This window comes from uncultured Capnocytophaga sp. (assembly GCF_937936315.1).
In the GTDB taxonomy this organism is placed as follows: domain Bacteria; phylum Bacteroidota; class Bacteroidia; order Flavobacteriales; family Flavobacteriaceae; genus Capnocytophaga.
On the sequence record NZ_CALGWU010000039.1, the window covers coordinates 1 to 17,224 of the forward strand.

A 17,224-nucleotide genomic window follows, 5' to 3' on the forward strand; every position below is an offset into this window, starting at 1 on the left:
CCAGGACCCCAACATTAAAAGTGTTGTGCTCTACCAACTGAGCTACCAAGTCCTATAAAAAATAACAATAATTGTATAACCCTGTGACCCGGCAGGGGATCGAACCCTGGACCCCAACATTAAGAGTGTCGTGCTCTACCAGCTGAGCTACCGAGTCATTATGACAATCAGTATTTTCTTGTTTGCGGGTGCAAAGATATAACATTTTTTTTACGTAGCAAGAAAAAAAGTATTATTTTTGCATTTTATTTTTAAAGTATTTTTCAAAACCTTACAATCCAATAAATTACAGATGAAAATAATTTTACTCGGTTATATGGGAAGTGGTAAATCTACGCTTGGAAAAGCCTTAGCAGTTGCTAAAAATGTACCTTTTGTAGATCTTGATACTTATATTGCTACTGCCGAAAAAATGAGTGTGCAAGATATTTTTGCTACCAAAGGAGAGATATATTTTCGCAAAAAAGAAACCTTCTATTTGCAAGAACTCCTGCAAAAAGAAGGTGATTGTATACTTTCATTAGGGGGAGGTACCCCTTGTTTTGGCAATAATATGCAATTGATAAAAGGTGAAGGTAATATTTCTATTTATTTAAAATACCTGCCTAAAACCTTAGCAAAACGTTTGGCTAAATCCACCTCCCGACCTTTGCTAAAGGAACTAAAAAAGGAGGATTTAGAAGATTTTATTCGCAAGCATCTCTTTGAGCGCAATGCGTTTTATACTCAAGCTACTCATAGTCTCGCAATGGATGAATTGACTAAAGAGGAAAGTTTGCAGCAAATACTTACAATACTTTCAAACTACTCACTTTAGTCCAACCAGTTTTTCCATTAGCTAAACGTATTTTTACCCAATCGTTCTTCTTTTCGGTAATCTCTACTTTGGTGCCTTCGTGTAGTTGTAGCACCTCACTGCTATAGGCATTAGCTTCCGAGAATACTCGTACTGTTTTGTCAAATAAGATAGCGTACTTCTCACCATCTACTTGTTTTTTGTGAAAGTTTGCAATAAAATAGGTGCCTACTGCTATTGCTACTGATACGAACATTAGAGTGAAAAAGAGTCGTTTGAGAGAGCTTTTTTCTAAAAAATAGTAGCAAAGAAAACTTAATACAAAGGCGATGACACCTATTATAGAGAGTATTGCCCACGTCTGTAAGCTAAATAGTCCTGTAACAGCATCAGAGAACTGGCGTAACCACGTTTTGGGCAGAGGTACAATCGCATCTACTTTCATTTGGTTTGCCAATAATAGTCCGTCTTTAGCCTGCTGATTATCGGGGTTGAGCTGTAGGGCTTTCTCATAATAATAAATGCTCTCTGGTACGTGATTTAGCTTGTAGTGAGCATTTGCTAAATTGTAGTACAAAGCAGACGATTCTTTTCCGTGTGCTAATATAGCTTTGTATTGCTCAATAGCGTTTGTATATTCACCTTGCTGATAATACTGAGCACCTTTTTCAAACAGATTGATATGGTTGTCTTGTGAAAAAAGTTGCACAGAAACTAACAGAAGGATATAGATAAAAATATTATTTTTCATTTTGTTTAGCGATTACTTGTTTTTCACTTGTTTGTCGAGTGCTGAAATCACTTCTACAGCATCTCCAAAATCTTTTTCCATAGAGGCATCGGTGTGGTGTTGTGAATATCGTGCCATTTCACAATTAGCGAGTAATGCCATAAATTGTGTTACAGTAGCCTCATTAGCCTTTTGGTTGAGCAATAATTCAGTGATTTTATCTTTGCTCATTTCGGCAGTTTCAATCTTCAATTTAGCTTTTAAATAATTGTGTAAAGCGCGTTCCAAGGCTTCGTAGAATGTGTTTTTATCACCTAATTTGCGTTTGGCTTCGCCTAAATATTTCTTTGCTAATCTGTTAGCTGCCCTTACTTTATTTCCTTCTACATCACTAGCTCTTTGCATTCTGATATGCCACCAAATAAGAGCTATCGGGATGAGCAATAATGGCAAGAACAACCACAAATAGTAGCTGGTAGAACCGAAGAATACAGGAGTGTGTATATCTTGGAAGTCGGCATTCATTTGCAAACCACCTAAAGTTTTAGGAGCGGTAGTCGGTTCGTTGGCTGTAGTGTCACTATCAGGGGTAGGACCTTCAGTTACATCTATCCATAAATCATTTGTTTTTACAGTTTCATACTTTTGTGTTTTAGGGTTAAAGTACGAAAAAGAGAGTCCAGAGATAGGGTATTTACCTTTGTAGGCAGGGACAATGGTGTAGGTTTGCTCTAACCTACCTTTCATTCCGCTATTAAGTGAGGGCAGTACATCGTCTTTTTGTTCAGGTGCATAGACTTCTAATGACGATGGGAAATTAGGTTTAGGCAAATCAAACAATTTGAAATTACCATTACCCGATATTTCTAATTTTAGCTGAGTGCTCTCATTGGCTTTCAGGGTGGGTTGGGAGAGGTTAACAGCAAATGAAAAATCGCCTACAGCTCCCGAAAAATTATCGGGTTTACCTTGTTCAGGCAATGGTTTTACATTGATTACTGTACTACCTGAAGAAACTTTTCTTTCCATACTTTCGTATACAAGACTGCCAAAGAAATCGCGTTGTCCTGTAGGGGCAGTAAGTAATATATTTAAATCCAAAGGTTCTAAGGTGATACTACCCGTTTTTTGGGGATAGAGTATCATTTTGCGTCTCATCACTACAGTGCGATACACCTGACCTTTGTAGGTGCGTTCTTCTACTTGATAGTCATTTGATCTAATCTCTTGACTCCAAAACTCAGGATATTTAGGAGTATTCAGCTCTTGGAAGTTATTTACGGCAATGCCTCTACCTACATATAAGCGGTAAGTAACAATTACAGCCTCGTTTAGGTAAGGATTAGGGTTTGATACTTCGGCTAAGAGGAATAAGCCTTCACGCGCGTAATCATTGCTATTTTTTTCTATTGAAGGAGCTTTTACAGCCTCAGTAACGGTAATTGCTATAGGGGTTGTTTTGTAAGTTCTGCCATCAATTTCTATACTTGCTTGCCCAATGGTAAATTTACCTTTTGCAGTAGGCTCTAAGATGTAAATATAAGTCTTAGAAAAACTACTTACCCCATTAATCCACGATTTAGAAACCGATTGAGAGGGACCCATTATTACTCTAAATCCTTGAAAATTAGGCGGTGTAAAGTTGTCGCCATCTTTATTCATAGAAAACTCTATGCGCAAACGTTCATTAGCGCCTAATTGATTTTTGCTCACTTCGGCTTTGAACTCTACTTGCTGTGCATAGATATTTTGTAATAACAAAGTTATAAAAAATATAAAAAATATAATCTTGCTTTTCATCTTACTCACATACCCACTATTGTGGGCTTAACTAATTACTTGTTATCTGATTATTACCAATCTTTTTCTGATTTAGCGCGCTGACCTTTTACTTTTTGGGCATTGATTTTCTCTTGGGTTTTGCGTTCTTCGTTGTTCATAGCTTCTAAAATACGTTCCATTTGTTGTGGTGAAAGAGACGATGGACGCTGTTGTCTACCTTGTCCTTGTCCGTTTTGGTCTTTATCTTGTTGATTGTTTTGATTAGGGTCTTTTTGATCGTTACCCTTATCCTTATTTTTATCTTGCTTGTTATCGCCTTGTTCTTTGTTGTCCTTATTATCTTGGTTGTTCTGGTTATTTTTATTATTTTGGTTTTGGTTATTCTGGTTTTGTTGATTTTGCTGATTGTTTTGGTTTTGTTGATTTTGTTGATTGTTTTGATTTTGTTGATTTTGTTGATTGTTTTGGTTTTGTTGATTTTGTTGATTGTTCTGATTTTGCTGGTTATTTTTATCTTTATCGTTCTTGTTGTCTTGTGGAGGTGGAGGATTTTGTTTGAGCATTTCTTTGGCTACAGCCAAATTGTAACGAGTTTCCTCGTCTTTAGGGTTATGGCGAAGAGCTTCTTTATAAGTAAGAACAGCCTTTTCGTATTCTTTTTTCTTCATAAAAGCATTACCCAAATTGTGGAACGCTCTATGTTTTTCGTCTTCACTGATTTTATCGGAAGCAGAAGCGTTTTTGAGTCGGGAGAAAGCCTCGTCATAACTTTTTTGTTGGTAATACATAGTGCCGAGGTTATATTGGGCAGTAGCATTGTTTTTATCTTCGGCTATTGCTTTGCGATATTCCACTTCGGCTTGTATAGGTTTATCACTTTTGAGGGCAGTATTGCCTTCATAAGTGTATTTTTTAGAGTTAACCATTGCTTTTTGAGCTTCTTTCTCTGCTTTGGCTTGAGCGAAAGCAGAGAGAGATAGTAAGGATAATGATATGTACAGAATGTTTTTCATAGTAGAAAATATCTCTTTGAGACCTCCCCCTAGCCCCTCCAAAGGGGGAACTAGTGTTGGTCATCATACACGGATTTTTTTATTCTTATTTATTACTTTTCTTTTTCATTAAAAAGATTTAATTTCTTTACCCATTGCGTTTTGCGTTCAAAAATGGTGAGATCTAATAGGAGTAATAGCAAAGCACCTCCTAAAAACCACTGAAATTGATCTTTAAAATCTACAAACTTTTGAGTGTCAAACTGACTCTTTTCAGTACCATCTAATATTTTATTAATTTGGTTCACCGCTTTTTGAGTGTTATCACCGTTGAGGTATTCACCTCCTGCATTGCTCGCTATCTGTTGCAAGAGTTCAGGGTTGAGCTTGGTAATTACTACCTCGCCATTGCTGTCGCGTTTATAAGTTTGTCCATCTCCTTCTTTTATAGGAATAGGTGCTCCTTTTTCAGTACCAATACCTATAGTGTAAATATGCACCCCTTTTTCTTGTGCTTCCGAAGCAATTTCAGTAGCCCCCATTTCGTGATCTTCACCATCGCTGAGGATAAAGAGCAGGCGAGCTGTAGGGGTTTTGTCATCGAAATAATTGCTTGCCATACGTATTGCCTCTTGAATAGCTGTACCTTGTGAGGAAAGCATATCGGTATTCATACCTTGGAGAAACATTTTCGCTGCTGAATGGTCGGTTGTGAGTGCTAATTGTGGGTAAGCACTTGCTGCATAAGCCACAATGCCCACGCGGTCGCCTTTTAACTGACTGATAGTCTCAAATGCAATGCGTTTTGCTTTTTCTAAACGGTTAGGAGCGACATCTTCGGCAAGCATACTCTTAGAAACATCGATAGCAAAAACGATATCTACCCCTTCGCGTTTCACAGTCTCAATTTTAGTACCTATTTTAGGATTAGCTAAAGCGATACTCAATAGTATAAATACCACAGCTAAAACACTCCACTTTACCCATAGTTTAAACCGAGAGCGATTAGGTGCCAAACGCTTAAGGACTGCAGGAGAGGCAAATTGCTTTTGTAACCTGCGTTTGCGAAGCATTGAAAAAGCAAAAATGATGAATAGCGGAATGAGTATTGCTATGAGCCAAAAATATATTTTTTCGTCGATGTGAACCATAGTTAATTAGTAAATAAGCCAATTTGGCAAATTGTTGATTTGAAATGAGTAGATTGTGATAATCAAATATTGCGCCAAACGCTGCAAAGATAGTAATAATTTCTTAATTTAGACATTAGTTATTAGTTGCTAACGACTAACCCCTAAAAACAAACAACTATTTTTTGTTATTTTTAAAATAATTAGTACCTTTGCCCCCGTTATTCAACGATATTAAATGAGCACACTAAAGAATATTAAACCACAAGCACTCCCTAGTGTCCCTTTACGCAGTACTCTCAAGAGATGCGCTGGAATATTCTTTTTTATAATACAATAGCTATGTTTTTCTTTTGAAAAATGTAGCTATTTTTTTATGATAAACACAGCAATATCTATATAAAATGCCAAAAAGAAACGACCTACATTGTGTTCTGCTCATAGGATCAGGACCTATTATCATCGGACAAGCCTGCGAGTTTGACTACTCAGGCTCGCAATCGTTGCGCTCTTTACGCGAAGATGGTATCAAAACCATACTTATTAACTCTAACCCTGCTACGATTATGACAGACCCCTCTATGGCGGATGTGGTCTATCTGAAACCTCTCACCACTAAATCATTAGTGGAAATTCTAAAAGCACACCCCGAAATAGATGCGGTACTCCCTACAATGGGCGGACAAACAGCGCTTAACCTCTGTATTGAGGCTGATGAGAAAGGGATCTGGAAAGATTTTGGGGTGGAAATCATCGGGGTAGATATCGATGCGATACAAATCACTGAAGACCGCGAGAAATTCCGCGTGTTGCTCGATGAAATCGGTATCCCTATGGCACCGTCTGAAACAGCTACTTCTTTTCTCAAGGGGAAAGAAATCGCGCAACGCTTTGGTTTCCCATTGGTAATACGTCCGTCCTTTACTTTGGGCGGTACAGGCGCTTCTATCGTCTATAAAAAAGAGGATTTTGATATGCTCCTCAATCGCGGTTTGGAAGCCTCGCCTATCCACGAGGTGCTTATCGATAAGGCGCTTTTAGGCTGGAAGGAGTATGAGCTTGAACTTTTGCGCGACAAGAACGACAATGTGGCAATTATCTGTACCATTGAAAATATGGACCCTATGGGTATCCACACTGGGGATTCTATTACCGTAGCCCCTGCGATGACTCTATCTGACTGCACTTTCCAGCGTATGCGCGATATGGCTATTAAGATGATGCGCAGTATAGGCGATTTTGCGGGTGGTTGCAATGTGCAGTTTGCGGTATCGCCTGATGAAAAAGAAGATATTATCGCTATTGAAATCAACCCACGTGTATCGCGTTCTTCGGCTTTGGCTTCTAAGGCTACAGGTTATCCTATCGCTAAAATTGCTACTAAACTGGCTATCGGCTACCATTTAGACGAATTGCAAAACCAAATCACCAAATCTACTTCAGCTTTCTTTGAGCCTACATTAGATTATGTAATTGTGAAAATACCGCGTTGGAACTTTGACAAGTTTGAAGGCTCTGACCGCACTATAGGCTTGCAAATGAAGTCGGTAGGTGAGGTAATGGGTATAGGGCGTTCTTTCCAAGAGGCATTGCAGAAAGCAACCCAATCGCTCGAAATCAAACGCAATGGTTTAGGAGCTGATGGCAAAGGCTATAAGAACTACGAACAGATTATTGAGAAACTAACCTACCCCAGCTGGGATAGGGTATTCGTGATATACGATGCGGTACAGATGGGTATCCCGCTGAGCCGTATACACGAAATTACCAAGATAGATATGTGGTTCCTTAAACAATACGAAGAACTCTGTGCGCTCGAAAAAGAAATATCCCGCTACAAAATAGATACCCTACCTAAAGAACTCCTCTTTGAAGCCAAACAAAAAGGATTTGCCGACCGACAAATTGCTTATATGGTGGGCTGTTGGGAGAGTGAGGTACATAAAAAACGCGAGGAACTGAACATACGTCGTGTATTCAAATTAGTAGATACTTGTGCTGCCGAGTTCAAAGCACAAACTCCTTATTATTATTCTACTTTTGAGGCGCCTATCCGTACCGCTGACGACAAGGAATATGTAGCCAACGACAGCGTAGTAACCGACCGCAAAAAGGTGGTAGTACTCGGTTCAGGACCTAACCGCATAGGGCAGGGGATTGAGTTCGACTACTGCTGTGTGCACGGGGTATTAGCTGCCGAAGAGTGTGGTTATGAAACTATAATGATAAATTGTAACCCTGAGACTGTTTCCACAGACTTTGATACAGCTGATAAGCTCTATTTCGAGCCTGTGTTCTGGGAGTACATCTATGATATCATTCAGCACGAAAAACCAGAAGGGGTAATTGTACAGCTCGGCGGACAAACAGCCTTGAAGTTAGCCGAGAAATTAGATAAATACGGCATTAAAATCATAGGTACTAGCTTCCAGTCGCTTGACTTGGCAGAGGATAGAGGTAGCTTTTCAACTTTGCTGAAAGAGAATAATATACCTTATCCGCGTTTTGGAGTAGCCGAAACTGCCGATGAGGCACTCAAACTCGCCGATGAACTTGACTTCCCGCTACTCGTGCGTCCTTCGTATGTATTAGGAGGACAAGGAATGAAAATTGTTATCAACAAAGAAGAGTTGGAAGCCCACGTGGTAGACCTCTTGCGTAAGATACCTAATAACAAACTCCTACTCGACCACTATCTCGACGGCGCCATAGAAGCGGAAGCTGATGCGATATGCGACGGGGAGAATGTGTATATCATTGGTATTATGGAGCATATAGAACCTTGCGGTATCCACTCAGGTGATAGTAACGCCACCTTACCACCGTTTAACTTGGGTGAGTTTGTATTGCAACAAATAAAAGACCACACTCATAAAATAGCCTTAGCACTCAATACGGTAGGGCTTATCAATGTGCAGTTTGCCGTAAAAGACGATGTAGTGTATATCATTGAGGCAAACCCACGCGCTTCTCGTACGGTGCCGTTTATCTCTAAAGCCTACCAAGAGCCCTATGTAAACTACGCTACCAAGGTAATGCTTGGCGAGAAGAAACTCACTGATTTCCATTTTAACCCGCACTTAGAGGGCTTTGCTATTAAGCAACCTGTGTTCTCGTTCAATAAATTCCCAAATGTAGATAAGAAGCTAGGACCTGAAATGAAATCTACCGGCGAAAGTATCTTGTTTATAGATAGCCTTAAAGATGACGCTTTCTACGATATTTATACGAGAAGAAAAATGTATCTTTCAAAATAAAGAACTAAAAGGGCAAGCATAGGCTTGCCTTTTTGGTTTTTAGTTGTATATTTGTAGAGATTTTAGAATACAAATTTAATAGTATTATGGCAAAGAATATTGAACCAACTTTAAAATTAATAAGCAGTTATTTACGATTAAAAAAGTCTGAAAATTTTGTTATTCCTGAATACCAACGTGGTTATTCGTGGGATATAGCTCAATGTGATAAACTATGGCAGGATATAGAAAACTTCATAGAATCAGATGCTGAAGATCCTTATTTTTTTGGTACAATTATCGTAGATTGCTCTCTATCTGATAAGTTCAGTCTTATTGATGGACAACAGCGAACTACTACCTTTTTGTTATTGCTTAAGGCAATGCTTATAAGACTCAATGAAGCAATAGCTAAAGTACCTAATGATGAAGATTCCGAGGAGCTTAAAGCGGGACTTAAAGCAAGACGCAATCAAATTATGGGAATACTATATAAAGCTGAAGCTGAAGATATTCCTTCAATGCTTAAAGATCCTGATAAGACTAAAAATATACTCATTTTAGAAAACAAATCTATTAATGAGCTCTATAATAATGAAATAAAAAAAATTATTGAAGCAAGTGATTATGTAGAAGCTGAAAGAAATGTAGAGAAAATTCAAAGGAAGCAAAAGGATAACAAATATACTCGTCATTTTCGTAACTTTAAATACTTTTTCATTAAGTTAGGAGAGAAGTCAGAAACACAGCTCAATAAGTTTGCTAAGATATTTTTGACCAAATGTGAAGTAATAGAGATTCGCAGTTGGCAAATAGAACAAGCTATCACGATGTTTAATTCTTTAAACTCTACAGGCTTACCACTTTCTGATGCTGATATTATTTCAGCCCAATTATACTCTAAAACTAAAGGAGATAAAACTGTTTTTAACGAGCAGTGGGAAAATATAAGCAAACTTTCTAATGAATTGAATAATTGTAAAATAACTAATATAGATGGTATTTTACAGCAATTTATGTACATCAATCGAGCTGTAAACCAAGATTACTTAAGTACTAAAGAAGATGGAAATATTTCTATTGATGTAGCTACTCCTGGGTTAAGACGTTATTACACTGATATTGAGCGAAAATTATTAGAAGAACCTTTAGTTCTCTGTCAAAAGCTTACCAAAATAGCTTACATTTGGAATCATATAAAAGACTATCCTATAGTGAAATTATTGTTGAAATATAATGAAAATGCTAAGTTATTTTTATCTGCTTATCTATATCGTTATAAAGTAGAAGAAATTACCGAAGCAAGTTTATTAGAAATAGCTGAATCTTTGCTCAAAATATTCACTATTTTAGAGTTAAGTGATATTGGTTATTCAAGTGCTAAATTCAAGACATTCCTTTTTGGAGAAGCTATTAAGTTAGTAGATAAAAAAGTTTCTATTGATACTATAAAAAATGATTTTCAAGAACATATTAGAGCCAATTGGAATGAAGAAGAACTAAAAGAGGCTATTGACGAGTATGATAAAAACTTGTTAGTCTACCTCAATGAATACATATATACCAAACAGAAAGGATTAAAATTTGATTTTGCTGAGAATGTAAATATCGAACATATAATGCCTACTAGTGGTAGAAATATACCTACTATACAGCAAGATGCAAAAATCAGTAGTAAAGAAGAGTTTAACAATTTAGTGAATAAGTTAGGTAATAAAATTCTTCTTGAAGAGGATATTAACAAATCCATAGGAAATGAATGGTTTAAGACAAAGAAGCAAACCTCTGTAATCTATAAATCAGGATATAAAGATAGTAAGTATGCTATTGCAATAGCTTTAATCAACTATCCTAAAGATAAATGGACAAAGAAAGATATCGAAGAAGCAACTCAAAAAGCAGCTGCTAGAATTGTTAACTTTATATTTAGTTGATTTTATGAACTATATTTATCCCCACAAGCTATAGATATATAGGACTTTCTCCTATCAATATTGTTATTGGGGGGAGTAGGAAATTTAGAAAAAAACAAACCGCCACTTATTTATATAAACCGTCTTCCCCTCATAAAATAAGGTATTGCGGAATAACGAAAGGGGAATGACTCCATTGTATTCATTATTGGGAAGAAAGATAAGACAGAGCTGCGGCTCACTCTAAACAAAGTTTGCAAAACTGAGGATACCGTCTGTTGCTTTCTAAGAGACTTAATTGGTTTTCCCTCTGTTTAGAGGTCTTCTCTTTCTTATTTTATTAACTTGTTAATCGTATTTATATGTTTTACAAAGAATTAGAGGTAGCTCCCAACTCTGTGGGACTCCTATTCAAAAAGAATGTTTTTCAGCAAGAACTTTCTGCGGGCATTTATAAATTTAGTCCGTGGGAGAAAGTGCATATCATATCACTATCGCAAAAATTAAGAAGTGTAAGGGTGGTAAATCAGGAGGTACTGACTGCTGATAATATCGCATTACGCTTTTCTTTTTACTTGGCTTACAAACTCGATAATACTAAGCTATTTGTAGATAATTTCGGGGTTGAAGCTGATAATTTTGCCGTAGCTGAACAGCAAATAGTAGCCGCTGCACAGGTGTTACTACGTCAGAAAATTGCGACTTTCAGTAGCGAAAAACTAAATGAATGTCGCAATGACATTACTGACTTTAAAGAGGAAGATTTTTGTAATGAAGTAGCTACTTTGGGGTTTAAAATAATAAAAGCACAACTGATAGATATTACTTTCCCTAAAAGTGTACAAGACCTCTTCTCGCGAGTATTAGAAAGCAAAATACGTGCTACCTCCGAACTCGAAAATGCACGCACAGCAGTAGCTACTGCTCGAGCTCTTAAAAACGCTTCTGAACTGATGAAAGGAGATGAAAATATTAAATTTTTCCAATATTTAGAGACTATCACTAAGATAGCCGACAAAGGGAAGCATACTTTTGTAATAGGCGAAGTGCCTACTACAAAAATATAAATTAGTGTTAAAGATTTCATACTTTACAAAAAAAGTAGTATCTTCGCCCATTCTTACAGCACTAAATATAATGAAAAAAATCTTATTATATAGCACCTTTGTAGGGGTTTTTATAGGGCTTGTAATAGCTTGTACCCCTAATGCTAACACCTACTACAACCGCCAAATGCAGCCTATAGTTACTAAGTACAATGTGCTTTTCAATGGTGAAGAGGCGTATGCTAAAGGGCTTAATGAACTGCGCGAAAAGTACCAAGATAACTTTAGTGAAGTCTTGCCAGTGGAACCTATTGGGCTCAGTGGTAAGGTGCAGTTAGATGGAATGGGAAATCCTAATTTCGAGCGTGCTGAAGATAAAGCAATCAAAACTATCCAGCGTCACTCTATGGTCTTCAAAGGGGTGCAACGCAACTATAAAATAGACGATGCTTATATGCTTTTGGGAAAAGCGCGTTATTACGACGAGCGTTTCTTCCCTGCTTTAGAGGCATTCAATCACTTGCTTACCAATTATGGTAAAAGTGAACGCATCCCCGAAGCTGCTGTATGGGCACAAAAAACAAATCTTCGTCTTGGTAAAGACAAAATAGCGATTGAAAAACTCACCGAGTTTTTAAAAGAAAATCCTAAATTGCGTCGCAATGATAGGGCAGAGGCTTATGCTACTTTGGGGCAGGCTTATATCAATCAAGAGCAATATCCCGAAGCTGCCGATGCTCTCTATAATGCAGGTAAATACACACGTAACAAAGCATTGCGTGGTCGCTACTATTTCATCGCTGCACAACTCTATGAAAAACAACATCAAAAAGATTCAGCTGAGGTAGCTTTTGAGAAAGTTGTAAAACAGAATTGGAAAATTCCGCGTAAATTATGGATAGAAGCTCAAGCAGGTAAAGCACGTAACAAAACTTTCACTCCCGAAGAAAAAGCAGAGTTTTTAGCCTATTTGCGTAAACTCGAAAATCGTTATGAACACAAAAACTACCTCGATGTACTTTACTATACTCACGCCGAATTGTTGAAAAACGACCAGAAAATAGTTGCTACCGATTACTATCGTCAGTCTTTGCATAATAATAAAGACAATAATCCGCTAAAAGCAAAAGCACATACACGTCTTTCCGAATTATTTTTTGATCAAAAAGACTACATAGGGGCTTATCAACATTTGGATAGTACCCTTACCTATATCCCCGAAAATACTTTTGAACACTTATATGTGCGTCGAAAAAGAGATAATTTAGCTAAAATAGCCGAGTTAGAGTACCTTGTAAGAAAAAACGACAGTGTGCTAAAAGTAGTACGTATGCCCGAAACTGAACGCCGCGCCTATTACCAAAAGCATATTGACTCTATGCAGCAAATAGCATCATTGCGCACTCAAAAAGAGCAAACAAGCAAAGTAAAAAATACAGGTATGGGATTTTCTACTCCTGATGTTACTCCAGAAAAAGGCGGTAAATTCTATTTCTACAACCCTATGAGTGTAGCTTATGGCAAACAGCAGTTTGAACAGTATTGGGGTGATAGAAAGTTAGAAGATAATTGGCGCTGGTCATCAGTGGGAAGTGGGGTAGTAGCCGATGTTACAGCCTCAACAACTGTGACAAAAACTGTAGAAAAGCAAGTAGAAACCCCTGATAGTTATCTGGCTAAACTCCCTAAAACAGAAACTGAAATCAACCAATTGGCAGCCAATCGCAACGAGGCGCTCTACCAATTAGGTGTCCTCTATCGAGCTAAGTTCAAAGAGAATGAATTAGCTATTCAGCGTTTGGAGCGTGTGCTTGCTAGCAATCCTACCCCCGAAATTGAAGCTGCAGCTCTCTACGAATTGCAAAAAAACTATACTGATACTCACAATTCTAAAGCTGAAACTACAAAAAGTCGTCTGTTAGCGAATTATCCTAATACCGATTATGCAAAACTTTTGCAAGGAGGAGAAACTACCCAGCATGAGCGCAACAAAATTGCTCAAGTATTTGTCGATAGTCTCACAGCTCAGTATAATAGAGGTGAATTTGTAGAAACCGCTCGCCGATTGCAAGAAGAAGGATTGCAGTATCGTGAAACTGCAGCAGCCCCTGCGATAGCTCTTTTGCAGGCTAAAACAACGGCTCGCTTAGAAGGATTAGAGCCTTACCAAGCACAGTTACAGCAAATAGCTACTAATTATCCAGCAACAGCCGAAAGTGAAGAAGCTAAAAATTTGTTGGATGAATTGAAAGAAGTTGCTAATGAGGAATATATCTCCGATGATGAAACTACCTTGTGGAAGATAGTGATTATAGGTACAACCCCCGAAATGCGTGAAAAATTAAAAGAAACCCTTACAGAAAAGCTAAAAGCCATTTCAGAAGTCCTCACCCTCTCCACCGATCTCTATAATGCTGATGAAACTTGGTGGGTGATACACAAAATACGCGATGCTTATTCAGCGCATAGCATAGTGAATGAACTTAAAAATTTCTTGGAAAAACATAAACTCTCAGCGTATCCTATAGCTACTGAAAATTACCGTTTGATACAAATTCGTAAAGAAAAAGAAAAACTTCTAAATAAATAAAAAAATACTCGTTAGAAAAAATAATTGATATTTTGGTAGAATTTATTTTGTAGATAAAAATATTATTTGTATATTTGCCTACGAAAACTAACATCTTCACTGAAATTAAAGAAATTAGGAAAAATGAGAAGGATTCTGCGGGATTGAGGATGAAAAAGTAGCAATATAACTGTCTCATTTATAGAGTTAAATAAAATACTTAACTTTATATTTGAAATTTTAACATTTATTTAACTTTCTGTCTCGAGAATAATTAGTTATTTTGCTATGTGATAAAAAGAGTATTACTCTGCTTAGGATTATGTCTTTTTATTTAATCAACAAAAAATGAAGCTATGTCAATCAATGCCTTTATCATTTATCTTTCAATAGAAATGAAGTATTCTATTCACACAGTGGAAGCTTATAAGCACGATTTAAGAGCTTTTGAGAAATTCATTAAAAGTGAGTATGAAGATAAGGAAGAAGATTGCCCTTTAGAAAGAGCAGATCAGGAGGATATCAAAAAGTGGATAATACAACTATCTCAACAAGAGATGTCCTTTAGAAGTATCAACCGGAAATTGTCAGCTTTGAAAACCTATTACACTTTTCTCAAAAAAACAAAACAGATAGAAGTGAGTCCGTTTGAAAAAGGAATTTTCTTGTTGAAAACAGAAAAAAGGCAAAAGTTACCTTTTTCTGAAGCTGAAATAGAAAAAGTACTGTCTTATTTTTCAAGTAAAAGTTCTTTTGATGAGGTGAGAGATAGGGCAGTGATAGAAATGTTGTATGCCACAGGAATACGACGTTCGGAACTAGCAAACTTACACCTATCAGATATAGATTTTGCACAAAATCAGATCAAAATATTAGGTAAAGGAGATAAAGAACGTTATATCCCTATTATACCAGAGTTAGAAGATACTCTTAAGGAATACTTAAAATTAAGAGAGGAAATAGCAAACGAAAAAAGTCAAAACTATTTATTTTTAGTTAAAAATGGTAAAAAATTGTATTCAACTCTTGTGTATCGAATTATAAATTCGTACTTTAGTGCCGTCACACCAAAAAAAGACGTAAGTCCTCACGTATTGCGCCACTCATTTGCAAGTCATTTGTTAGATAATGGTGCTGATTTGAATACTGTAAAGGAATTACTGGGGCATTCCAGTTTGGCTTCTACACAAGTATATACCAATACTAGTTTGGCAGAACTAAAAAAACAGTACAAAAAAGCCCATCCAAGAGCTGATCGCAAAGAGGACATAGATAATAAATAGAATTGTTAAACCTTAAATTTCTAAACATTATGAAAGTACACGTACACCCAGTAGACTTTACAGTCGACCACAAATTAGTAGAGTTCATCCAAAAAAAATTGGATAAGTTAGATAATTTTTACGACCGTATCATAGAAGCGGACGTACATTTGAAGTTAGATAATACCACCACTAAAGAAAATAAAATAGTGGAAGTGAAAGTGCATATACCAGGGGAAAGCCTCGTAGTAAAAAAACAATTTAAAACCTTTGAAGAAGGAATAGATAGTGCTATAACTCCTTTAGAAAGAATGCTTTTAAAACACAAAGATAAACATTAAAAAGTGTTAACATTTTGTTAATCTTCCTTTTTTTGAAAAGTAATTGAAATTTTAGTAATACTTTTGCCCCAGTTTTATTGTATAATTTTATTTACTTATCGAAAAAAATGAAAAAAAGTATTCTCGCTTTAGCTTCACTAGCCTTTTTAGGTGTGCAAGCTCAGCAAGTAGACTATAACAGATGGTCTATAGACTTGAATGGTGGAGTAAACAAAGCTACTACTCCTTTTACTAGCGGTTACGCTACAAGTACCCCAAATCTTTGGAGTGCAAATGTAGGGGTTCGCTATATGGCAAACAACAAATTCGGTGTTCGTTTAGCTGGTGGTTATGATGTATTCAAAAACGACGACGATAGTCCTGCTTTTGAATCTAACATTTGGAATGTTAACTTACAAGGTGTTGCCAATTTGGCTCGCGTACTTAGTTTTGAACAATGGACAAGCGACTTAGGATTACTATTACACGCAGGGGCAGGATATTCACAACTAAATAGTGATGCAATCTCTAGCCCTGATAGAATAGCTTTCTTAACAGTAGGACTTACCCCACAACTTAGAATATCTAATCGCATCGCTTTCTTATTAGATGGTTCTATCTACATCAATAGCAAACAACAACGTACTTATGATACCAAATCAGCTAATGGACAAAGAGGATTCCAAGGGAATCACTTTACTCTTACCGCTGGTTTGAATATCGCTATAGGTAAACAAGGTAAACATGCCGATTGGGCAGGTGCAGATGTTCGTAATCAAGAAGACGAAGTTATCCAACGCATCGCTGCCTTAGAAAACAATGTAGCTGATTTGAAAGGTGAAGTAGCTAACAAACAAAACAAAATGAATGATGCTAATGGCAATCGTATTCCAGATGAGATTGAAAGTTACCTAAACGATAATTATCAAGCTAAAACAACTGCTAATGACGCCTCTGGTGATGTGGTTGCCGACCTTATCAAAAGAGGTTATATCAGTGCTTATTTCGATTTCAATTCATCAGAACCTCAAATGTCATCTTCTTGGTCAATTGATTTTGTAGGAAAATACATGAAAGAAAATCCTAATGCTCAAATTGCTGTAAATGGTTACGCCGATGAGTTAGGAGGTACTAACTATAACACTACTCTTTCTCAAAAACGTGCTGATGCTGTTAAAAACTTACTTGTAAAAGCTGGTATCAATGCTGATCGCATTACAGCTCAAGGTAAAGGTGTAGATAATAGCGTAGATAAAAACTCTCCAAGAGCTCGACAATTAGCTAGAAGAGCTACTTTTGAATTGAAGTAAAAATTCTAAATCTTAGAAACAGATACTGTTCTAAAAGGTTAATCTTAACTTTTTAGGACAGTTTTTTTTAGATAGTAATATTAATATTTGTTTATTCCAAAATAAAAACGTACTTTTGTGCGTTAGTTTATATCTATT

At 36.8% G+C, this 17,224-nt stretch carries 12 protein-coding genes and 1 tRNA gene; 8 read left to right on the forward strand and 5 right to left on the reverse strand.

Annotation, left to right across the window (positions count from 1 at the left end; all coding sequences use genetic code 11):
• Nucleotides 1–84: 84 nt before the first annotated feature.
• Nucleotides 85–157: transfer RNA gene (locus tag Q0162_RS06345), tRNA-Lys, on the reverse strand.
• 135 nt (nt 158–292) lie between these two features.
• Between Q0162_RS06345 and Q0162_RS06350 the strand changes: the two genes are divergently transcribed.
• On the forward strand, nt 293–817 hold the full coding sequence (locus Q0162_RS06350; protein ID WP_297890512.1) for a shikimate kinase: 525 nt from the start codon (nt 293–295) through the stop codon (nt 815–817).
• Here the strand turns inward: Q0162_RS06350 and Q0162_RS06355 are convergent.
• The 4 genes from Q0162_RS06355 to Q0162_RS06370 form a co-directional block, all read right to left on the reverse strand.
• The gene (locus tag Q0162_RS06355) at nt 789–1,547 is read right to left on the reverse strand and encodes a tetratricopeptide repeat protein (protein ID WP_297890514.1); all 759 of its coding nucleotides are present in this window, start codon (nt 1,545–1,547) and stop codon (nt 789–791) included. The two genes, Q0162_RS06350 and Q0162_RS06355, sit on opposite strands and share 29 nt — an antisense overlap.
• A 12-nt stretch (nt 1,548–1,559) precedes the next feature.
• Nucleotides 1,560–3,326, reverse strand: coding sequence for a BatD family protein (locus Q0162_RS06360; protein ID WP_297890650.1), 1,767 nt, complete (start codon nt 3,324–3,326; stop codon nt 1,560–1,562).
• A 53-nt stretch (nt 3,327–3,379) separates the two neighbouring features.
• Nucleotides 3,380–4,321, reverse strand: coding sequence for a tetratricopeptide repeat protein (locus Q0162_RS06365; RefSeq protein WP_297890516.1), 942 nt, complete (start codon nt 4,319–4,321; stop codon nt 3,380–3,382).
• Nucleotides 4,322–4,413: 92 nt separating this feature from the next.
• The gene (locus Q0162_RS06370; RefSeq protein ID WP_297890518.1) at nt 4,414–5,451 is read right to left on the reverse strand and encodes a VWA domain-containing protein; all 1,038 of its coding nucleotides are present in this window, start codon (nt 5,449–5,451) and stop codon (nt 4,414–4,416) included.
• Between the two features lie 383 nt (nt 5,452–5,834).
• Between Q0162_RS06370 and carB the strand changes: the two genes are divergently transcribed.
• The 7 genes from carB (at nt 5,835) to Q0162_RS06405 (ending at nt 17,086) form a co-directional block, all read left to right on the forward strand.
• Entirely contained in the window at nt 5,835–8,687 is a 2,853-nt protein-coding gene (gene carB, locus Q0162_RS06375; RefSeq protein ID WP_297890520.1) for a carbamoyl-phosphate synthase large subunit, read from the forward strand.
• 86 nt (nt 8,688–8,773) lie between these two features.
• On the forward strand, nt 8,774–10,600 hold the full coding sequence (locus Q0162_RS06380; RefSeq protein WP_198472410.1) for a DUF262 domain-containing protein: 1,827 nt from the start codon (nt 8,774–8,776) through the stop codon (nt 10,598–10,600).
• 341 nt (nt 10,601–10,941) lie between these two features.
• A complete protein-coding gene (locus tag Q0162_RS06385) occupies nt 10,942–11,646 on the forward strand; it encodes a slipin family protein (RefSeq protein WP_297890523.1) in 705 nt (234 codons plus the stop codon).
• 70 nt (nt 11,647–11,716) lie between these two features.
• The gene (locus Q0162_RS06390; RefSeq protein ID WP_297890525.1) at nt 11,717–14,215 is read left to right on the forward strand and encodes a tetratricopeptide repeat protein; all 2,499 of its coding nucleotides are present in this window, start codon (nt 11,717–11,719) and stop codon (nt 14,213–14,215) included.
• 335 nt (nt 14,216–14,550) lie between these two features.
• Nucleotides 14,551–15,477, forward strand: a complete 927-nt coding sequence (locus Q0162_RS06395) for a tyrosine-type recombinase/integrase (protein WP_297890527.1) — start codon at nt 14,551–14,553, stop codon at nt 15,475–15,477.
• A gap of 29 nt (nt 15,478–15,506) precedes the next feature.
• Nucleotides 15,507–15,797, forward strand: a complete 291-nt coding sequence (gene raiA / locus Q0162_RS06400) for a ribosome-associated translation inhibitor RaiA (protein WP_002682031.1) — start codon at nt 15,507–15,509, stop codon at nt 15,795–15,797.
• A 107-nt stretch (nt 15,798–15,904) separates the two neighbouring features.
• Nucleotides 15,905–17,086 carry an OmpA family protein gene (locus Q0162_RS06405; RefSeq protein WP_297890530.1) on the forward strand — a complete coding sequence of 394 codons (1,182 nt, stop codon included), beginning with the start codon at nt 15,905–15,907 and terminating at the stop codon, nt 17,084–17,086.
• The last annotated feature ends 138 nt before the right edge of the window (nt 17,087–17,224 follow it).